Annotated in this window: 14 protein-coding genes and 3 pseudogenes; 6 read left to right on the forward strand and 11 right to left on the reverse strand. The window is 57.1% G+C overall.

Annotated features, from left to right (window positions below; all coding sequences use genetic code 11):
- Positions 1-4 precede the first annotated feature (4 nt).
- Positions 5-1,690 (forward strand): GMC family oxidoreductase N-terminal domain-containing protein, encoded by a 1,686-nt coding sequence (locus CK219_RS29780; protein WP_095770072.1) that lies wholly within the window; start codon positions 5-7, stop codon positions 1,688-1,690.
- An 81-nt stretch (positions 1,691-1,771) separates the two neighbouring features.
- Here the strand turns inward: CK219_RS29780 and CK219_RS32455 are convergent.
- Positions 1,772-1,915: pseudogene (locus tag CK219_RS32455) on the reverse strand (transposase); the annotation flags it as partial.
- Between the two features lie 456 nt (positions 1,916-2,371).
- Here CK219_RS32455 and CK219_RS29785 point away from each other — a divergent pair.
- Together CK219_RS29785 and CK219_RS29790 are read left to right on the forward strand one after the other, a co-directional pair.
- Positions 2,372-3,301: a 2-oxoglutarate and iron-dependent oxygenase domain-containing protein gene (locus CK219_RS29785; protein WP_063170383.1), complete on the forward strand. Its 930-nt coding sequence runs from the start codon at positions 2,372-2,374 to the stop codon at positions 3,299-3,301.
- 476 nt (positions 3,302-3,777) lie between these two features.
- Positions 3,778-4,218, forward strand: coding sequence for a GNAT family N-acetyltransferase (locus CK219_RS29790; RefSeq protein ID WP_158515807.1), 441 nt, complete (start codon positions 3,778-3,780; stop codon positions 4,216-4,218).
- A 142-nt stretch (positions 4,219-4,360) separates the two neighbouring features.
- Here the strand turns inward: CK219_RS29790 and CK219_RS29795 are convergent.
- The 10 genes and pseudogenes from CK219_RS29795 to ectB all read right to left on the reverse strand — a co-directional run.
- A pseudogene (locus CK219_RS29795) lies at positions 4,361-4,591 on the reverse strand (IS3 family transposase); the annotation flags it as partial.
- A gap of 117 nt (positions 4,592-4,708) precedes the next feature.
- Positions 4,709-5,878: a Xaa-Pro peptidase family protein gene (locus CK219_RS29800; protein ID WP_063169356.1), complete on the reverse strand. Its 1,170-nt coding sequence runs from the start codon at positions 5,876-5,878 to the stop codon at positions 4,709-4,711.
- A gap of 81 nt (positions 5,879-5,959) precedes the next feature.
- Positions 5,960-7,228, reverse strand: a complete 1,269-nt coding sequence (locus CK219_RS29805) for an acetyl-CoA carboxylase biotin carboxylase subunit family protein (RefSeq protein ID WP_082826583.1) — start codon at positions 7,226-7,228, stop codon at positions 5,960-5,962.
- A 313-nt stretch (positions 7,229-7,541) separates the two neighbouring features.
- Entirely contained in the window at positions 7,542-7,985 is a 444-nt protein-coding gene (gene panD / locus CK219_RS29810; RefSeq protein ID WP_063169354.1) for an aspartate 1-decarboxylase, read from the reverse strand.
- A 986-nt stretch (positions 7,986-8,971) separates the two neighbouring features.
- A pseudogene (locus CK219_RS29815) lies at positions 8,972-10,165 on the reverse strand (IS256 family transposase).
- 64 nt (positions 10,166-10,229) lie between these two features.
- Positions 10,230-10,433 (reverse strand): hypothetical protein, encoded by a 204-nt coding sequence (locus CK219_RS32015; protein ID WP_141245431.1) that lies wholly within the window; start codon positions 10,431-10,433, stop codon positions 10,230-10,232.
- Positions 10,434-10,921: 488 nt separating this feature from the next.
- Positions 10,922-11,389: a transporter substrate-binding domain-containing protein gene (locus tag CK219_RS32460; RefSeq protein ID WP_224571101.1), complete on the reverse strand. Its 468-nt coding sequence runs from the start codon at positions 11,387-11,389 to the stop codon at positions 10,922-10,924.
- The gene (locus CK219_RS29825; protein WP_063169352.1) at positions 11,367-11,735 is read right to left on the reverse strand and encodes a GNAT family N-acetyltransferase; all 369 of its coding nucleotides are present in this window, start codon (positions 11,733-11,735) and stop codon (positions 11,367-11,369) included. Before CK219_RS29825 ends, CK219_RS32460 begins: the two co-directional genes overlap by 23 nt.
- A gap of 328 nt (positions 11,736-12,063) precedes the next feature.
- Positions 12,064-13,524, reverse strand: a complete 1,461-nt coding sequence (locus CK219_RS29830) for an aldehyde dehydrogenase family protein (protein WP_063169351.1) — start codon at positions 13,522-13,524, stop codon at positions 12,064-12,066.
- A 225-nt stretch (positions 13,525-13,749) separates the two neighbouring features.
- Positions 13,750-15,066 (reverse strand): diaminobutyrate--2-oxoglutarate transaminase, encoded by a 1,317-nt coding sequence (ectB, locus tag CK219_RS29835; protein WP_063169350.1) that lies wholly within the window; start codon positions 15,064-15,066, stop codon positions 13,750-13,752.
- A gap of 621 nt (positions 15,067-15,687) precedes the next feature.
- On the opposite strand from ectB, the gene CK219_RS29840 reads away from it, so the two are divergent.
- The 3 genes from CK219_RS29840 (at position 15,688) to CK219_RS29855 (ending at position 20,205) form a co-directional block, all read left to right on the forward strand.
- On the forward strand, positions 15,688-16,152 hold the full coding sequence (locus tag CK219_RS29840; RefSeq protein WP_063169349.1) for an Lrp/AsnC family transcriptional regulator: 465 nt from the start codon (positions 15,688-15,690) through the stop codon (positions 16,150-16,152).
- Positions 16,153-16,627: 475 nt separating this feature from the next.
- The gene (locus CK219_RS29845; RefSeq protein ID WP_063169348.1) at positions 16,628-18,313 is read left to right on the forward strand and encodes a GMC family oxidoreductase N-terminal domain-containing protein; all 1,686 of its coding nucleotides are present in this window, start codon (positions 16,628-16,630) and stop codon (positions 18,311-18,313) included.
- Between the two features lie 770 nt (positions 18,314-19,083).
- Entirely contained in the window at positions 19,084-20,205 is a 1,122-nt protein-coding gene (locus tag CK219_RS29855; protein WP_063169347.1) for an alpha/beta hydrolase, read from the forward strand.
- Positions 20,206-20,388 lie beyond the last annotated feature (183 nt).

The following is a 20,388-nucleotide window of genomic DNA, read 5'->3' on the forward strand; positions in this document are numbered from 1 at the left end:
TTGCGTGGTTTTCGATTATATCGTCGTGGGTGGTGGCTCCTCTGGATGCGTGATGGCGAGCAGGCTCTCCGCCTATGGCGCTCGCGTGCTGCTCATTGAAGCTGGCCCTGATACGCCGCCGAATGCCATTCCTGACGACATCCAGGATGGCGACCCAACGCGTGCTTACCTTAATCCCGGTTATCGATGGCAGTCACTCCACGCGACAACGGTGCGAGGTGGCCGCAAGCCTGTCCATTACGAACAGGCGCGCGTCATGGGTGGCGGCTCCAGCATCAATGCCCAAGTCGCCAACCGCGGCGGGCCCGGAGATTACGATGAGTGGGCCTCAAGCGGTGCAACGGGCTGGGGTTGGGAAGACGTGCTGCCCTACTTCCGTCGTCTAGAATGCGATTTGGATTTCGGCGGGGAATTTCATGGCACGAACGGCCCCTTGCCAATCAAACGTGTGCGCCAATCAGACTGGTCGGGCTTCATCCGGGCAATCTCCGATGCTTACGATGCTTTGGGGCTTCATTTCAGGCCAGACTTCAATGGTGCATTCGGTGATGGCTATTCAGTTGTCCCATTGACCAACCGCAATGGTCATCGGGTCTCCTCCGCGATGGCGTACTTACCCGAAACCGTCCGCTCTCGCCGCAATCTAACGATTTTATCCGAAACGACAGTTGCGCGGCTGACCTTTTTGGGAACAACGGTAACGGGGGTCGAGACGGAGAACAAATCGGGCGTGCAATCGTATAGCGCTTCTTGCGTTATCCTGTGCGCAGGAGCACTCCATTCACCCGCCATATTGATGCGCTCCGGGATCGGCCCCGCGAAGGAATTAGTACAATTCGGAATCCCTATCGTTGCAGATTTGAAAGGTGTGGGCCAGAATCTTCAGGAACACCCCACGATTTGCGTTTCGGCCTATTTGAAGCCGGCCGATCGCTTGTCACCCGGCGTGAGCGAATATATTCAGATGCACGCCCGCTACTCGTCGGGTTACGAAGGCTGCCCGTTGACCGATATGGCAATATCGACTGTTGCCAAATCATCCTGGCACCCGCTGGGGAGGCGCCTCGGCACTCTCGCCGTGTGGGTCAATCGCAGCTACTCGACGGGAACTGTGGCGCTCAAGGGTAGTTCGCATAAAATAGAGCCGGAGGTCGATTTCAACTGGTTGAGCGACAAGCGGGACGCCGAGCGCCTCAAGCAGGGCTTTCGCTTCATAGTCCGCCTGCTGCAGCAAGATTCGCTGTCCTCTGTGGCGCTGGACCCGTTTCCGTCAGCGTTGAATGCGCGAGCGAAGCTGGTGAGCAAGGTCACAAGCACAAACTATGCACTCACGTCATTTCTGGCGCTGCTCATGGACGCGTCGCCGCGGCTGCGCCGTGGGCTGATTAGGCGCGTCATAACGGATGGGGATAGCATTTCCGATCTCGTCAACGACGAGAAACATCTGGATCGGTATATTCGCCAGAACGTCATCCCAAGTTGGCATCCGACGTCGACCTGCAGGATGGGGGCAGCCGCGGATCCTGGCGCTGTGACCGATCCGTCGGGACGCGTTCATGGTATTTTGGGTTTGAGGATCGCCGACGCTTCCGTCATGCCATTTTGCCCTCGGGCGAACACAAACATTCCGACGATTATGGTGGCTGAGAAATTGGCCGACACAACCTTGAGAGACGGCAGACGGAGCTAAATCGCTGCCTGCTTTGCTGCTCGGCTAGTCGTCTCGTCGAGACGGCGGATAACGTCGACAAGCGCTTCCTCAGCTCATGTGCTCCTTGGTGCCGCCAGGCAGAACGCCGAACCCGATGTAGATGGCTTTTTTGCGAACGAAGTCTTCGTCCCTGAGCTTGACCGCTCGACCCGGATAGCGTCGAAAAAGACTATGGGATAGGAAAATTTCGAGCGGTCGGTTTCTGCCATTCGGCCATCGTCCGGGACGGCGTGTGTGATGGACGAGCTCAGGTAGCTGGCGATACCTCGCGTCATAGAGCTCTTCGAGATGGCCGATCCTGCCATGAAACCCGGAGGTCGGCGCTGGTCTGGATTGAGCCTGGAAGTCATAAAGCAATTCAGAATTGTAAATCGCTCTTAGTATCTTGGCCGTGATAATGTTAAACTAACCGCGACGGATGTAACAATATATACAACTATATTAACATACAAATCGTTGTTATCTTCACCAGGAAGCGCTAGAGATCAATTGCTAAGACGGAATCACCGCCCAGCCATCGGCTTAGCCTTAGAATGGGACATCATGTCGACTTTCGTTATTATTGGAAGAGACGGCGCGTTGCCCACATCCAAGGAACTGTCGACTTTGAGAGCCGCGGCAAACACTAATCAACTTAAGCGCCCAAAAAGGGGATTGACTATGACCACGCTGCCGAAAATTTCACTTTCGAAATTGAGAGACGATGCAACGCGACGTGACGAGCGCCAGCGCCTGCAAATGGCATGCCAGGAATACGGGTTCTTCTACCTTGTCGAGCACGGCATCCCCGGGGAACAGATCGCGCAAGCCATTGAGGCTTCCCGGCGATTCTTCGCATTGCCACAGTCGGTTAAGGAACGCTACGGGCACGCCTTTCAGGACGTGTACCCCACTGCCGCCCGTGGATACAGTCCTTTACACGGCGAAATGCTACATCCTGAGGCCGGCTTCGATCCAAAGGAGGTATTCGACCTCGGAATTGAGAACGAAGGCGACCGGCGTCCGTTCTCCGGCCGCACGCGCCTTCCGGATGAAGCCTTGGCTCCTGGCTTCGCAAGAAACCTGCTTGCTTTGCAGGCTACCGTGCTCGCCGGGATTGTCCCCCAGATCGGGGATGCGCTGGCGGACCTGATAGGTATGGAAGAGGCATGGTTCCAACGCCATTTCAGCACGCCGACGCTTGGGCAACGCGTGATACGGTATCCAGCTCGCGGCGGCACTTGCGCAAAGCACACGGATCATGGCTTCTTCACGCTGCTGCTGCAAGAGGAACTCCCCCTGCGTTCCTTGCAGGTGTGGTTCCGCGGTCGATGGATGCCGGTGCCGAGCCTGCCCGATAGTCTCGTAGTCAATCTGGGCGACCTCCTTCAGGTCTTGAGCGACGGCCGCTTCAAGAGTACGCCCCACCAGGTCGTGCATAGTGGTCCGACTGATCGAATTTCGCTGCCCTTCTTTATTTATCCCGAGATCGACGCTCGCCTGACTTCGCGACAAGGGCAGCAAGTTAGTGTTGTAGAAATGATGCTGCGCAACGTTGAGTCAATATGGGTGACTGGGAATGGCGCCGGACGCGCGCGCGAACTGCAATGATTGTCTGCTTTTCTAAAGCATGCGCAATTATGGCGCCGACGCGGTGCAGATCTCCGTGGTAAGCTGGAAGAACTCTCGCATCCGCTAGATTGTCCCGCCGTCGCGCGTGTAGCGCGGCGGTCGGAAGCCCGCTTCGGGATGAATGCACCTATGGTGTCAGATTGTTTGCATCGTGTGGTCGCAGGGAAAGATCGCACTAGATCTGCACCGCTGTCGCAAACGTGCTGCGGGAAAACCTGAGGGAACTTGATCCCATGATAACGCTCGCCCAACTCGCGCTTGACGTATCGCGAACCGAGCTCCCGGGAACCAGTTCCAGCGCGACCACGACGCCGTCACAGGCGGAAAGATCTTATAACACCCGGCGGTCGCGTGCTGCACGTCTTGCGGGCCGGTGGCAGTTATCGCAAGCCGTCAACCTTTCAGGCCGAACACCTCGCGCCCTGGAGCCCATTCTCAGCCGGAGCCCGCCCCTCATGGAGATTCGTCTCGCAGGCACTGCCGACCGCGATGCATGGCGGTCCCTTTGGTACGCATATTGCGCCGACCAAGGTCTCAATTCATCAGAACAGGCGACAGATAGGATCTGGCGGCGCATCGAGCGCCCAGACGAACCGATTAACGCGCTGATCGCGGTCTCAGCAACTGGCGTTACCATAGGTTTTGCTACCTTTGTCATTCACCCGTATACTCTTAGCGATCGTCCGGTCTGTTTTCTCGCAGATCTCTATGTCGACGAGTCTTCGCGGCGCCAGGGGATTGGCCAAGCCATGCTCACGAATCTGGCCTCCTACGGTCGCGACCAAGGCTGGCTGAGAATCTATTGGAATACGGACAGATCAAATTATCATGCGCGGGCGCTCTATGACAAGATCGGTAAATTGAGTCCATACCTTACCTACTACTATGACCTGTAGACTTGCTCTGAGGTCGTAACGAAAGCGCATTGACCTGCCCCAGTCTTTTAAACAGTGGCGAGTAGACTAGAGGTGCAGCCATTTATGTTGCGCACATGGGCTTGCAGCGGAATGTATTTTCGGCGCGATGATCCATTGATCAGGCAAGGACCGTGTTCGAGGTAAACTCCGTGCGGTGGTCTGCGACGATCATGCCGGGCTTGCCGCGCTGGGCGATCAGGTCGTCAGTTCGCGAGCAACGCGGCGACCAGAGATCTGTGTCCGGAATCGCGTAAGGCATTCGCGCGTCACGTCGTCGACGAGTTGATCGGCCGCAGGAGAACTGGTCGTACAGCGACCAGCGTGCGTTCGGCTTCGCCTCGACACGGATCGGCCCCGCATGCCGACCGCCGCTCGCCGTCCGCACTTCAACAAGGTAGGCGACATCTCGTCGACCGGCAAGATCTATTCCGGACGTCCGCGCTGTCGTTATGACAAGCCATATTCTAATTTAGATCTCAAAAATCTTCCGGGGAGCAGTGGTCAGTACCTCGACGCCGGAGTCTGTGACACGGAACGTTTCGCTGATGACGTATCCAAAATCCTCCTCGATCCAATTACCTAACATCAGGTGAAAGGTCATGTTTGGTAGCAACTCTGTCATATCGCCATCCTTAAGGCTTGCGGTCGGCTCCAACCAACCAATGCCGTGTGCATAGCCGCAACGCGTCTCCTTTTTGAGGCCCCGCTTCTCGATGCTGCGATTGAAGGCGTTGGCAACATCGCTGCAAGTCGCTCCTGGCCGTATCGCATCAAGAGCGACCTCAAGGCCGGCGACTTGGATCTCATGCACGCGACGTAGACGATCGGAGGGTGAGCCGATCGTGTAAGTGCGCATAAGCCCAGCACAGTAACCATATCGCGCACCGCCGATTTCGAGATTCACCTGCGATCCATAGCGAAAAACGTCCTCGCTCCACGGAATGTGGCACGTTCCCGTTCGCGGTGATGAACACAAACTTATTCCCTCGATCCCGCTTCCTGGCTTACCGTTTGCGCCGCGCACCAACGTTGCCACAATTTCCGCGCACGCGTCTGCTTCACGCACCCCGGGGCGTATTACCTCAGCAGCGCGTCGAATCGCGGCGTCTGAGATTGCCGCCGCCTCCCGCATTACAGCTATCTCGAGATCTGACTTGATGAGCCTTTTCCAAGTGACCGCCTTAGTAGCATCGACGATCGTGGCACCAGGCAGGCGCATCCTAAACTTTTTCGCCGATTGCGATGGAAGGCAGCATAGCTCGATTCCTATGCCTCGACTCGCGAGGCCGACGTCCTCCAAGTAATCGACTACCGCGTCATAGCCATCCTTGTCAGGATTTCCAATATACGCTTCGGGGTATGCGACGATTTTGTCGCGCTCCATAAAACATTGATGAATGGCTGCCGGCGCATCACAGCGGCGCAGAATGAACGTCGGTTCCTCTTCTCGTATCGAAACCACAACGGCCTGAGGAACATAGGCTGATAGCGCGGTGTACCCCGTGAGATAGGTAATGTTATGTTGGTCGGAAACGACGAGCGCGTCGATATCGCACCGACCCATTTCGAACTTCACCGAGCCGAGCCGGCGAAGGTATTCACTTCTAGGGAATGCCTGGGGTCCCTTGGATATATTCATAAGTTTGAACTCCAGCTATGCTTTTGACAACAAGGCGAGCTATTGCGGGTAAGAGTTCTTATGCTGGCGACGGATCACCTCTCAGTTGGGGGGGAGTCGTGGGGCTGCAGATCGCTCCTGTTCGCCCGACGGCGGTGTGATAGACCAAGCGATTAAGTCGACAGCTCGTTGGAGTATCGCTTCGGTCTGAGCAAGGCTGGGTGAAACGGCGACGACATGTCCTATCCAGTCTCGAAAATCGCCTTTCCTGAAGATCGGCGCGTTGGGTTCAACATACAATTTGATTTCAGCGACACCTGGTACCGCGATCGCCTGACTGCCGCCATCGATCCAATCGAGGGTGCCGTCGCAATCAGCAACTAGGAACCGCGCGGCTGCGGTCTGCAAATGCCTTCTGCGCAAATCCCATTCCTCGCCGACGACAAGCTTGATGTGCTCGGTGACCAGATCGACACCGCTCGCCAGTTGGACCAGTTCAGGCTCAAGCGCACCAGCAAGACGCGGATTCACTTCGATTACAACCGGGCCATGATTAGTCAACCGGAGCTCGATGTTCGTTGGCCCCCAATTAAGGCCAAGAGCTTGCAAGCACCTCAGCGAAACATCAACGATACGGTCATGATCGTCTTCCGCAAGCGGGGCCGGGAAGGTCGTTTCACGGAAGACGAAATGCGGTGGGGGGCCGAAATCAACGGCGACAATCCCAATAACCTCATTGCCCATTATCTCCACGCTATAAAAAGGGCCGCGCGCGAATTCCTCAACCAATATCCTCGGCGAAGACGGCCAGATGTGCTTCCCACCCAACAGATAGGTCGTGTGGTCAGCTAACTCATCGGCGTTGCGGCACAATCGGACACCGATGCTACCGCTGCCGATTGCCGGCTTAACAATTACGGGAAAGCCGATCTCCGCGACAGCGCTTTCTACTTCTGCCACATTCAGCGCCATGCGATAAGCGGGTATCGGAACTCCGGCTTCCGCAAGTAGCTGGCGCTGAGAGAATTTGTCACAGCATCGTTCAATCAATTCGGGGTTGGGTCCCGGTAAGTCGAAATGCCGACATAGTTTGCCAACGGTTGCATAGACCGACTCGTCGATGCCCGAGAAGCCCGTGATACCAGCGATGTCATTGGTCTCACGCAGCCTGGAACATTCGCGAATCAAGGTATCAAGATTGGTTGTATCGACACGGATTGCCTCGCTTCTTTCCGCCGCAAGATACTCGTACTGTGTTGGATCAACTGATAGTGTAATTGGATGAAAGCCAAGACGCCGGGCCGCGTGGATGTATCGTATTCCATTACCTCTTGCATGGCCTTCAACCAGGATGAGAGCTTTCCTTGACATTGGCTGTTCTCCACTCTGCGTTTTTGTCGATAGGTCGTTTTGCCATCGTGGACCTCAGACTTAAAGACAACGATCCAAGGCCAAACATTCCGTGAAATTGGTCGCCTCTACCCGCAGCCGCTGGCTGAAGCTGAAGTTGCCTTTGGCGCAGCAAAATCGTCTTCCCAGATCTGGGCAGAACCGATTGGGCTTGATGGCAACTGACCGAATAGTGGCCGAGTGGGATAATGCACTGTATCGCGTACCAGAGTACTGGGGACGAGTACGCCCTTGACCGGGACCCGGCGCCACGAGCTGTCACCGAAAGGCCCTACTAGGGAGTGAGTTTTAGCGCGTTATCGCCGGGAGAGCCCTCGCGAATCGAGAACGTTATCCTTCCATCGTCGTCTATTGCACCCTCGTAGAACATGTGGTCGCAGATAGAATTATCCCGGTGGAAAGTCAGCACTCGCGGCTTGATCTCCACCATCTGATGCTCCTCGATGTATGCGGAGGAGCAAACGATTATTTCGTCCCCGACCTGACAGGTGCGAGCAGCGGCTCCGTTCAGCACGCAGCAACGAGAACCCCGCTCTCCATAAATCACGTAAGTGCTGATTCGAGCGCCCGATGATTTATTCCAGATTTCAACGAATTCCATTGGAAGGATGCCGGCTTCGTCGCAGTGATCTGGATCCAAAGTTATTGAGCCCCGGTAGTTCAAATTCGCGTCGGTCACAGTTATTCCATGAAGCTTGGCGGCAACAAATTTTCTCATCTACATTTCCTCTCGGCGGTGGGACACTGCGTCGACAAGCGATTGCTGTGTCTTGGTTTCAGGATGGATGGATGGACGTTCTGCGATTTGTCGTATTGTGGTTCTTAGGACAAAATTGATTACTCTGGCGTGGCCAGCACGAGACAGTCAGGCGAAGGCTGGTTGTGGTGGGCGGAGGCATTGCCGGCCGGCTGTCCCCCATTGGTAATGCCATCCGATACAGTTCCGACATGTTCCGTTCCTTTAATTAGTTGTGATTTCAGGTGACTGTGCCAATCGGCCCGTTCAACTGGATCGCACACAAAGTTGCAAACCTCGTGCCAAACTGGCTAATCAGGCCGGAAACAGAAATGCGTGATCTCTTTCAGCTATTTAGGTGAGCAGACCACGGATCGGATCAAGAAGGCACGTCGCGGACGCGACAAAATGTTGAGTGTAGGACGGGTTGAGGTGGCGCCCTTCTGCTGGTGGTCGTGCGGCCGATCTGGGCATCGTTGACTTCTGGCGGCGGGGATGTCGAGGACGCTCGGGTATTGGCTGTTCGGATCTTAGACGCGTGCAGCCTCATGCCTCGAATGCGGCCGTTTTACTTGTCCCAGTCGAGGCCTGCCTAAATGTTTGATCTCAGGTTTTGATGGGGCATCCTTATCTTCCGAATCAAAGGATGCACTATGGGCCAGGTTCTTCATGGGAGCGCCACGACGACAGAGGCGGTCCGTCGGGCGCCCGCTGATCAAGGGTTTGTTTTCAGCGATGGGATGGTCGCGGGGCTTACGCTCCTAAGGACGACCTTAAGAGCCCAGCCTCGCTACCGTGCCATGATCGCGCAAGGCGGCCCTCGCCGGAGGCGTACCCGAGGATCGCCCCTGACCAACAAGGAAAAGCCGGATCGACGCGGTCATGTATCCTCTAAGAGTTGTCATGACGCTTACCTCCTTCAGGTTGTGTGCGTCAAGTTCTGCAAAATGGGGCGGCCACGATGCTGGTCATGCGGCTTGGCGTAGAGCGAGCTTCTTGTGCTCGCGCAGATCGTCCATGTTGATGTAGCGGTTGGCCTCCATCCAGTTCTCGTTGGTCTCGCAGCCAGCGCCCTGACGAGGCGCAGGCAGCTTTCATTGGGGAAGATGCGCATGACATTGGTGCGCCGGCGGATTTCCTCATTGTGCCGTTCAAGCATGTTGGTGCTCTTGAGATGCTTGTGATGCTGGCGCGGCAGGCAAAAGAAGGTCAGCGTGCGCTCGATGGTCTCCTCCACCCAACTCGTCAGTCGCGGATAGCGGCCCGACCATTTGGACAGCCATGCGGCGAGATCGGCCTTGGCCTCGGCGAGATCGCGCCGGTCATTAGAGCCAGCGCAAGTCCTGCAGGCAGTCGGCGCCGTGCTTTCTCGGCAGGTGATCGAGCGCGTTCCTGAGGAAGTGGACGTAGCAGCGCTGCCAGGCGGCTTCGGGGATCACCTCGCCGATCGCCGCGACCAGGCCGGCATGATTGGCGGAGACAACCAGCTCGACGCCCTTGGGGCTGCGCGCCTTCAGCGCGACGAGGAAATCCCTCCAGGCCGAGCGGCTTTCGCGATTGGCCATCTCGACGGCCAGGATCTGGCGCCGGCCGTCCCAGTCGATGCCGACAGCGATCAGCACCGCCTGGCTCATGACGACGCCGGCCTCACGCACCTTCTCTTAGCGCGCATCGAGGATGAGGTAAGGAAACGGCTCTTGAAGGGGGCGCCTGGCAAAGGCAGCGAGGCTCTCGTCCAGCCGCTTGTTGATGGCCGAGATCGACGAGGCCGAGAACGCATGGCCGCACAGCTCTTCCGTGATCGCCTTGACCTTGCGGGTCGACACGCCCTGCACATACATCTCCGCAAGCGTCGCCACCAAGGCCCGCTCCGAACGCTGGTAACGCTCGAGAAGCTCGGTCGAGAAGCGGCCGGCCCGGTCCTGCGGAACCCGCAGCTCAAGCTTGCCGACCCGCGTGACAAGGGTGCGGCCGTAATAACCCGAGCGGTAGCCGAGCCGCTCAGGTGTGCGCTCGCTCTTCGAAGCCCCCAGCGCCTCGTCCATCTCGGCCTCGAGTACCTCCTGCATCACCGCACGGATCACTTCGTGAAGTCCGTCCGGGTCCGAAAGCAGAATGTCTTTGATGGCAGCGCTGCCGGTCTTACTTTCAATCTTGGTCATGGTGGCGTTCCTTCGCGGGAATCGGTGACGTGAACAATCACCAGCCTGCCATGACCGCCCTCTCTCAGCGAATTTGCAGAACTGTCAGCACACACCCTCCTTCATCACAAACCCAACCGAACAACTGGGCAGGTGTTCCAAAAAACGCCGAGTTCCAATAAGGACTCAGGTCCTGGTCCGCTATTGTCACCCCTTCCAAGTCGATGTGTTCGTCACAAATCTTGCGCAATTGAGAAAGGTCGCCCGGGCGTACAACTCTGATTTCCACAGTATTCTCCTGCTTCTCGTTCCGGCACACGTCAGGGGATTTGCTTGCGCAGTTGCCTGATGTGGCAGGTGAGCCAGCCCGCATATTGGCCGTCGTATTGTGGGCCGCGACGCTCACATGTGCGCACCCGATGAAGTGTAGATGTGTTTGTTTCAGGCAATGAGGCGCGTCTTGTGAGCACCGCCACGGTGGACCTGAAATCGCCTCACAGACGCTTGCCCACTGAACACGTCCCCGCCATGACCGGGGACGTGTTAAGGCACATTGCCTTCAGCCTCTGCAGAGGTCAGCGGTCTTGCTGCCGTCCGCAGGTTGTCTTTGCCGTAGCCGTATTTGCCGAATACTGCCATCATTTCGCCAGAGCCAACATAGTCCTGCATACGGCATTGAACGCGTCGACCGCAGCCTGCTCGTTGAGCTCGAAGGCGATAGCAGGATAGTTGGCTGGCGCGATGAACGAATCGGCCAGCTCAAGGCTGTGGTCCTTCTTAACAAGTCCAGTCGCTGTAAAGTAGTCGAGGGCACCGGCGGCGGCGCGACAGCCTGTCCGCCGGCGGTCCGGCGACCTGCATGATTTTGTCGTCGGCGATGCCTGACTTTTTCGCGTCCTGGACCGCGGTGTAGCCTGTATCACTGACGAAGGTGAGTCCCTTGTCACGCACATCCTCATAAGAATGCAGCCCTTCCGGGTTGCCCTTAGGCACCAGCAGTGCGCCTCTCTCCGTAGCGATCGGTTCGCTGAACAGCACGTTGCGGCAGCGCTCCGGCTTGATCCACATGCCGGCCGTGATGAAGTCGAAGCGGCTAGCCTGCAGGCCGGGGACAAGTGAGCCCCATTCGGTTACGACCGGCTCGATTCTATTCTCGTGTTTTTGCGCGACGCACGCAAATGCCAGACAATCCGATCCCCAAATTAATTCCCAGCACCGCAGGTTATTTGGTGTCCGCTTTTTCAACGAGACGCTCCATGAGCGTGCTGTAGGCGACAAAACCGGTGTGAGACCAGAAGGTCTTGCGGCCAGGATTGGTCTCCAGCACGTCGAGGAAAATCCTTGATTTGTTGTGGAAACGAGACCGAATAAGCAGCTCAAGGGTCCTGCAGCCAATCTCCGAACGTCGGTGTTGGCAGCTGACGTAGAATTGCCTCAAAAAGACGCGTTGCCCACTCGGCTCCGCATTGTCTGGCTCCAAACGATGAGTGGCGAGGCCCACAATCTCGCCGTTCTGGCTGAAGAGGTCGACCATCCAAATTTCGCGATTCACCAACTGAATAAACCGCTCCTTGAGTTCTGAAACCGTCATCGGGGTTTCGATGCTTCTCGGCCTCGATCAACTCGCGGTTCAACATTGCCAACTTGTCGAAATCTTCGGCGGCAGCTCTGCGAATCTCAATTGTCTCTGAAGCACTGTGATCCTCTCCTGACCCATGCGACCCACGCAGCGGGCTAGGCAATGCGCTCCTACATGTCCGTGGTGGGTAAAGCCCGTCCGCAGCCAAAAATCCTATGATTAGAGTTGTTCTCGATGACCTCCGATACGGATTCTCTCGCCGGGCTTATTTCGATTTGGTCGAGGTCATTGAATCCTGCATCGCCCGACAGCCGCGCCGTCGGTAGGGATCAGCAAGCGTTCAATTTCCAGATGGTGGCTGCGAGAGGCGGATACCAACGTTTCTCGTCTGAACGTAGCCGTCCAGCGCTTCCTGACCCTTCTCCCTGCCGTAGCCGGACTGGTTTATCCCACCGAACGGTGTTTCCACCCCGCCCACATACCACCCATTCACGTACACTTGACCGGCCCAAAGGCGGTCGGCGGTCCAGAGGGCCCGGTCAATATCCCGCGTGAACACGCCCGCTGCCAGACCGTGAACGGTGTCGTTCGCGAGATTGACGGCCATTCCCGGATTATCGAACGTGGTAACGGCAAGAACAGGACCGAATACTTCTTGCTGGAAGAGATTGCTGTCTCGCGCGACATCGGCAAACACCGTGGCCGCCATAAAGTAACCGCTCCGCTCCGAAAGCGCAGTCCCGCCGGTTACGAGTCGCGCGCCCTGCGAGAGGGCCGTCTGGCAGGCCCGCTCAACTCCTTGTCGTTGGTTTCGGGAGATCAACGGGGTGATGTCGCAGTTTTCGCGTCCTGGACCGACCGACAGTCCTTCGACGCAGACCCTCACTCTTTCCACCAGTTTGTCTGCAATAGAACGTTCCACAATAAGACGTGTAAGGTTGTTGCAATTCTGGCCTGCATTCAGAAAGGTCCCGACGCGTACCGCTTCCACAACGCAGTCGAGGTCGGCATCGGAATACACAACTGCAGCCGACTTTCCGCCCAGTTCCATTATGCAGGGCACGATCCGATCCGCTGCCGTCTTGAGCACCGTCCGCCCAGTAGTAATCGAGCCCGTGAAGACGATGTGGCGAACGTCGGGATGTTCGATCAGCGCCTGGCCTGCCGTTTGGCCGTATCCAGTGAGCACGTTGACCGCTCCGGCAGGCAGCCCCGCTGTCTCACAGGCACGCGCAAGTTCAACTCCGGAAAGGGGAGCTAGTTCCGGCGACTTCACCACGACTGAGTTGCCGGTTGCGATGGCGCAGGCCAGCGAGCGGGCCGTCAGTTCAAGTGGACCATTCCACGGAACGATCTGGGCGGACACGCCGAAGGGACTTCTGACTGTGTAGTTGACCAGGTTGGCCCCGCGCGGGATCGAGCGCCCTTCAAGTTTGTCGGCCAAGCCACCATAGTATCGCAGGTATCTGATGGCGGTCTGAACCTCGCCATCGGCAAGTTCCAATGCCTTCCCCGTCTCCGCGCAGTTAATGGCTGCGATCTCGTCGAAACGCGCTTCAAGGGCGTCGGCAACGCGAAACAACATGCGACCGCGATCATACGGATGCATGTCTATCAGCACGCGGTCGCGAAAAACGCGGTGAGCAGCAGTAACGGCAAGCTCGATGTCTTGGGGTCCTGCTTCAGCTACGACAGCAATCGTTTCGGCGCTCGCCGGGTCATCGACCTCGATGCGTGTGCCGGACACAGAATCCCGCCACTCGCCATCGATATAATTTTTGACTACGTCGTTGCTGGCCATCCAGTCCTCTTTCTTATCGCTCGATTTTCTTCGAATTGGCGCAGCGACAGTGGTCGGCGCCGCAGGAAGAACGGCAACCGTGGTATCGGTCCGGCAGTGAAAGCCCTAGTCTGCCGTTCAGCCGCTCCGAGTTCGCCCACTGCCACATGCCACGGAACGGCCTTCCCGTTCCGTGACTGCGAGCGGCCCGATTTTGGACCTGCTAGTGGCCCGGTGCTTTGTCGGCTAGCGAGCCGCGCCTCCACCGTCGAGGGTAGTCGCTACTGCGCCAATGCTGTCGCGAATGATGGACAGACCACGCCGAAGGTCAGCCTCGGCGATGGTGAGGGCAGTCATGAACTTAAGCACCTCACCGTATGAGCCGGCGATCTCGATCACCAAGCCCCGACGAAAAGCCTCCTGGGAGACCAGACCTGGCAAGGAGTGGTGCTTCGGTGAAACGAGTCCGTACATCAGACCGCGGCCTCGCACGCTCAGGCCGAGGGTGGGGAATTCCTCGGTAATCGCGTTGAGTTCTTGGACCAAGATCGCAGACTTGCGAGCGATCTCATCCTCGAACTTGGAGTCGGACCAGTAAGCTTCGAGGGCCGCACGAGCAGTGACGAAAGCATAGTTGTTGCCTCTGAAGGTCCCGGTGTGTGCGCCCGGGGCCCAGACATCAAGTTCAGGCTTGATGAGAATAAGGGCCATTGGGGTTCCGATCGCCGACAAAGATTTGGACAGGGTAACGATGTCCGGCACAATTGCAGCCGCTTCGAAACTGAAGAAACTGCCCGCGCGACCGACCCCGGCCTGGATGTCATCGAGGATCATCAAGATTCCGTGCCGCGACGTTAGCTCGCGCAGCCGTTGCAGCCAAGTAACGCTCGCAGCATTGATGCCGCCTTCACCTTGGATCCCTTCCAGGATCACCGCGGCAGGTTTGTCGAGGCCACTGTTGGGGTCATTGAGAAGCTTTTCGAAGTAATCGATTGTGTCAACTGACGCCCCCAGGTAGCCTTCGTATGGCAACGATGTCACATGGGCGAGGGGAAACCCGGCAGCGGCCCGGTGCTCCTTGTTTCCCATCGCTGCCAATGCTCCAGCGCTTTCCCCATGGAACGAGTTGGTAAACGAGACGATGTTCGATCTCCCGGTCACCTGGCGAGCCAGTTTTAGACTCGCTTCGACCGCGTTCGTACCTGTGGGGCCGGGAAACTGTAATTTGTATGTCAGACCACGAGGCTTGAGAATGTATCGCTCGAAAGCTTCGATGAAGGCTTTCTTGGCCGTCGTGGCAAGGTCCAGCCCATGCACAATTCCGTCGCGCTCGATATAATCCAGCAGCGCCTTCTTGATGACGGGGTTGTTGTGCCCATAATTCAAAACGCCTGCACCGGCGAAAAAGTCGAGATATTCCCGACCGTCTGCAGCGATGAGAGTGGTCCCGACTCCGCGATCGAATAGGGCGGGGAAGGCGCGGACGTAGCTGCGCACCTCAGACTCCAGGCGATTGAAAACCGCGAGACCTGCATCCATTTCAGGTGCGAATTGCTTGCTCATAGGCGAACTCCTCAATCTGAAGCCTGCAAAGCCAGGCCTCTTCTGCTTTATGAAGTGGCGTGTAGGTGCCGTTGTGAGACAATAGCGCGCTACATTGGGCGCCTTGCGCAAATTCTGAGCGGCGGGATGCAGTAATTATGCGAAATTGCCGGCAGGTTGCATAAGGCCGGCGGTTTGTGTGGCTGCGGTGACGATTTTTCCCAACCACCTCAAGACGGCTGCATTTGATGCAGCAACCGGGGCAGGCGAACCTAGCGCTCGATTCCCTATACACAGATGAGACTCTTGGCAGCGTGAGCCAACGAATGGAAGCCGAAGCGCGGAAATAGAGGTCCCCCCTATCATCATCGTCCAGTCGGCTTAGCGTTTAAGTTCCGAGACGTTTCCTCGGCCGAACTGGGCGCAAGGCCTCGGCTTTTGACCGTCGGCTGCCATTGTCAGTTGGGCGATGGTGGACAGCACTCTTCGGCCAATGGCTATAACTGACGTCGAGGACGATAGCCGACTTTGGTCCCATGCCTGGCCTGATCGTTTGGGCTTCCGTCTGCGCGGGGTTGAGGCTACAGTCGAGTGCATATCGCAGTTTTTCTGCGCAAATTGCAGCTATTCCGGAGAATGACCATGGAATTGGATCGGATAGATCTGAAAATCTTAAGCGCTGTTCAGCGCAACAATCGCCAAACAACGGAAGAATTGGGCCAACTGGCCGGTATATCGCCCACGGCCTGTCAGCGGCGATTGAAGCAGTTGCGACAAATTGGCGTAATTGAGGCTGATGTTGCAATCGTGTCGCCTGAGGCGGTGGGCAGGTCCCTGATGATGCTGGTCTTGGTCGACATTGAGCGCTATCGTTCCGACGTCATCGATCGCTTCAAGCAGTCTCTACAGAAGGCGCCTGAAGTAATGAGCGCGTATGCGGTCACCGGTAACGCCGATTTCGTTCTCCTTCTCTCCGTGCGTGACTTGGCAGAGTACGACGCATTCTCGAGGCGTTTCTTCTTTGATAGCCCGGCTGTTAGAAATTACAGCACGATGATTGTGATGGATCGCACGAAGGTAACCTTGGCGGTGCCAATCGATGTATAGAACGCGCAATCTTACGCGCATTCAACAACTGGTTGATCCGATTCACCGATGACTGGCGCAAGGGTCAGCCGCCTTGCCCGCCGGCCATGATTGGGACGGGAGTTTTCGTACCGCTAAAGCGGCGATGGAGCGCAAGGCGAAGCATCATTCTGCTCCTTACAACGGCCTCGTCAGCGCGATGCTGCAAAAGCACTTCTGGACCTACCGGGCTGCATTCTGATGTATCTCGCGATAGGTTTGTCCCCTTCAGTCGCGATGCGCTTTGTCCACTTAAGTCACGACGCTCCGGCATCGCCTTCAGCCCTGATGGACTGCTGGCAAGGTCATGTTTAAACGTTCCGCCCCGTTGGGAGGCCGCCATAATGCGAATCTCTTAAGAATGCGCTGATTTCCTGCGTCCTGCAAGATAATTGCGCGTTTTTGCTTGCTCGCCGTCTGCTAGATTTTTGCCCGACTCAGACATTTGCGAGTTTGCGTGGTTTTCGATTATATCGTCGTGGGTGGTGGCTCCTCTGGATGCGTGATGGCGAGCAGGCTCTCCGCCTATGGCGCTCGCGTGCTGCTCATTGAAGCTGGCCCTGATACGCCGCCGAATGCCATTCCTGACGACATCCAGGATGGCGACCCAACGCGTGCTTACCTTAATCCCGGTTATCGATGGCAGTCACTCCACGCGACAACGGTGCGAGGTGGCCGCAAGCCTGTCCATTACGAACAGGCGCGCGTCATGGGTGGCGGCTCCAGCATCAATGCCCAAGTCGCCAACCGCGGCGGGCCCGGAGATTACGATGAGTGGGCCTCAAGCGGTGCAACGGGCTGGGGTTGGGAAGACGTGCTGCCCTACTTCCGTCGTCTAGAATGCGATTTGGATTTCGGCGGGGAATTTCATGGCACGAACGGCCCCTTGCCAATCAAACGTGTGCGCCAATCAGACTGGTCGGGCTTCATCCGGGCAATCTCCGATGCTTACGATGCTTTGGGGCTTCATTTCAGGCCAGACTTCAATGGTGCATTCGGTGATGGCTATTCAGTTGTCCCATTGACCAACCGCAATGGTCATCGGGTCTCCTCCGCGATGGCGTACTTACCCGAAACCGTCCGCTCTCGCCGCAATCTAACGATTTTATCCGAAACGACAGTTGCGCGGCTGACCTTTTTGGGAACAACGGTAACGGGGGTCGAGACGGAGAACAAATCGGGCGTGCAATCGTATAGCGCTTCTTGCGTTATCCTGTGCGCAGGAGCACTCCATTCACCCGCCATATTGATGCGCTCCGGGATCGGCCCCGCGAAGGAATTAGTACAATTCGGAATCCCTATCGTTGCAGATTTGAAAGGTGTGGGCCAGAATCTTCAGGAACACCCCACGATTTGCGTTTCGGCCTATTTGAAGCCGGCCGATCGCTTGTCACCCGGCGTGAGCGAATATATTCAGATGCACGCCCGCTACTCGTCGGGTTACGAAGGCTGCCCGTCGACCGATATGGCAATATCGACTGTTGCCAAATCATCCTGGCACCCGCTGGGGAGGCGCCTCGGCACTCTCGCCGTGTGGGTCAATCGCAGCTACTCGACGGGAACTGTGGCGCTCAAGGGTAGTTCGCATAAAATAGAGCCGGAGGTCGATTTCAACTGGTTGAGCGACAAGCGGGACGCCGAGCGCCTCAAGCAGGGCTTTCGCTTCATAGTCCGCCTGCTGCAGCAAGATTCGCTGTCCTCTGTGGCGCTGGACCCGTTTCCGTCAGCGTTGAATGCGCGAGCGAAGCTGGTGAGCAAGGTCACAAGCACAAACTATGCACTCACGTCATTTCTGGCGCTGCTCATGGACGCGTCGCCGCGGCTGCGCCGTGGGCTGATTAGGCGCGTCATAACGGATGGGGATAGCATTTCCGATCTCGTCAACGACGAGAAACATCTGGATCGGTATATTCGCCAGAACGTCATCCCAAGTTGGCATCCGACGTCGACCTGCAGGATGGGGGCAGCCGCGGATCCTGGCGCTGTGACCGATCCGTCGGGACGCGTTCATGGTATTTTGGGTTTGAGGATCGCCGACGCTTCCGTCATGCCATTTTGCCCTCGGGCGAACACAAACATTCCGACGATTATGGTGGCTGAGAAATTGGCCGACACAACCTTGAGAGACGGCAGACGGAGCTAGGCCAGGCGGCATGTACATTCTGCCGGAGCGCTGCCGCAATGTGGTGTTCACCGAGCCGCTTGCTAAGTTCACCGAAGCCCTGCTCATGCCGAATGGCAATCCCAAAAGACCAGCACTCCTTTGACGATATTCGTGATAAGGGCCTAACGCTGGTCACCACCGCCGGTTCCGACACGGTCACGACCGCCAAAGACGCGGGCATTCCGGAGGATCGTGTCATGCAGGTCGCCGGCCAGGCCGAATTCTTGCAGGCAGTGAAGGTCGGCCGCGCGGCGGCGGGGTCGCTAAACTACTTCACGGTAAGGAGCTCGCTGACAAGGTCGACAGCGTTGAAATGGCAGATCCGTTCACCCCGCCGGCTGGGAAGGCCGGCTACCCAAGTCTCGCCTTCCTGCCCAATCAGCAGGCGGTCGATGCCTTCAACGAGGTATTGAATACTTATATCGGCTCCGACCAAATGATGCAGTCGGTCAAAATACGGCTACACCAAAATCAATCTGCCGGACGGCACCAAGACCGGCGACCTGTGCAAGGGTTGAAATCTTGCGGGGAATGCCACCCATGCACCTAAAAGGCTCCCGGCCGCAGTGGCTGGGCGACGACAGAGCAAAGTGACAAGACGCGAGGCTCCGGGGTGCCGATTTCCGGTATTCAGACGAGATAGTTCGGCAACGTGGCATGTGAGGCTGCTACGCTCAGGAGTGAGCAATGGCAGTCCATCTCGCATGTCGCAATGCCGACCTGATGCCCCTCCTTTTGCCGAGGAACCGATGATCACCAAGCATCGCGTATCGGTTGATGGTGTCGAGACATCGTACTGCGAGAACGGAGCTGGTAGGCCGATTGTTTTCCTGCAGGGGGCGGGCTTCCGTGCAGAGGCTAAGAGTTCCTTTGTTCGGCAGCTGAACGGGCTATCCGATCAATTTACGGTAGTAGCGATTGATCAACTCCATTTTGGGGGAACGGATTATCCTGCTGACTGCAAATACATTAACCGGCTCGGTCGTGTGAATCATGTAATTAGCTTCCTCCAACAACTGGGTTTGAAGCAGATCACGCTAGTCGGCCATTCAGAAGGATCATTCGTCGACGCGCGGGTCGCGATCGTGCGTCCCGATCTTGTTTCTAAGCTTGTCCTGCTGACCGCTAACTCCGTGTCGCCGGCGTTCGGAGATGACCGTGACGAAGCTTGGCTGGAGGCCTGCCGGCAGGCTTACGGCTGTTCCGGCCCGATGCCGAGCGAAGAGGAATACATCACCGCACGGCGGAAAAGCTGCCGCGCCCACGGGCAGGATGTGGAATGCGCCGAGCGAGAAGCCTATCGGCGGGCCGCGGCTCGGGGACAATGGGAGATCTGGCAGAGATTGCCGGAAGACGAGACAAACCTGCATCGTTATCCACTGCTGCAGCAGAAGTATATCTTCCCCTACCTTGATCAGCTTCAGGCCCAGACGTTGATCATCTGGTCCAAGAACGACCCTACCGCGACGCCGGAGCAAGGGATCAACCTGGCGAAGCTGATCAGGAATTCAGATTTCCATCTGCTCAATAATGCCGGCGATTCCGTCCAGGTTGATCCGGAGCGAAGCCGTGAACAGACTCATCCGTCAATGGCACGAATGATCAACTGTGACGGGAACAATGCTCGGGCCAGCGTCTCCGAGGCGAATCTCTCAGCGGCGTGTCGCATACGACGAACTTGTGCCCTGCCATGGCAACAAGGGCATAGCCCAGGCGGTGGCGCCCATCCAACCGGGCAGGGCAGGAGTCATGCAAGACGTGGTGTGCCTCAGTTGGCCATACCACAGCTCGCGATTGTTCACTTCCAACGAACCACGGGGATGACGGAAATGTGCGTATGCACCCAAAAATCACCGAATTTCTGCGAATAACTTGCATTTCTCGCACAAAGCACCACAGCTGCGCTGCTACGCTCACGAAGCATGCACAAGTGGCGTAGCAAAGGATCGACTGGAGGAATCTATACCTAAGTGGGGACCCTGCAGCTCACACGATGATGGGAACCGCCGGACTACAAGCTCAACAAATGATGCAATGGTCTTTTCCCGAGGCAT

This window comes from Mesorhizobium sp. WSM4313 (genome assembly GCF_002294725.1).
GTDB lineage: Bacteria > Pseudomonadota > Alphaproteobacteria > Rhizobiales > Rhizobiaceae > Mesorhizobium.

Excerpts from the sequence above, each read along its gene's own strand:
- CK219_RS29805 (WP_082826583.1), bottom strand. The coding sequence starts at position 7,228 with ATGTCAAGGAAAGCTCTCATCCTGGTTGAAGGCCATGCAAGAGGTAAT.
- CK219_RS29830 (WP_063169351.1), bottom strand. The coding sequence starts at position 13,524 with ATGGCCAGCAACGACGTAGTCAAAAATTATATCGATGGCGAGTGGCGG.
- CK219_RS29840 (WP_063169349.1), top strand. The coding sequence starts at position 15,688 with ATGGAATTGGATCGGATAGATCTGAAAATCTTAAGCGCTGTTCAGCGC.
- CK219_RS29825 (WP_063169352.1), bottom strand. The coding sequence starts at position 11,735 with ATGACGGTTTCAGAACTCAAGGAGCGGTTTATTCAGTTGGTGAATCGC.
- panD (WP_063169354.1), bottom strand. The coding sequence starts at position 7,985 with ATGAGAAAATTTGTTGCCGCCAAGCTTCATGGAATAACTGTGACCGAC.
- CK219_RS29785 (WP_063170383.1), top strand. The coding sequence starts at position 2,372 with ATGACCACGCTGCCGAAAATTTCACTTTCGAAATTGAGAGACGATGCA.
- ectB (WP_063169350.1), bottom strand. The coding sequence starts at position 15,066 with ATGAGCAAGCAATTCGCACCTGAAATGGATGCAGGTCTCGCGGTTTTC.
- CK219_RS29790 (WP_158515807.1), top strand. The coding sequence starts at position 3,778 with ATGGAGATTCGTCTCGCAGGCACTGCCGACCGCGATGCATGGCGGTCC.
- CK219_RS29800 (WP_063169356.1), bottom strand. The coding sequence starts at position 5,878 with ATGAATATATCCAAGGGACCCCAGGCATTCCCTAGAAGTGAATACCTT.
- CK219_RS29855 (WP_063169347.1), top strand. The coding sequence starts at position 19,084 with ATGATCACCAAGCATCGCGTATCGGTTGATGGTGTCGAGACATCGTAC.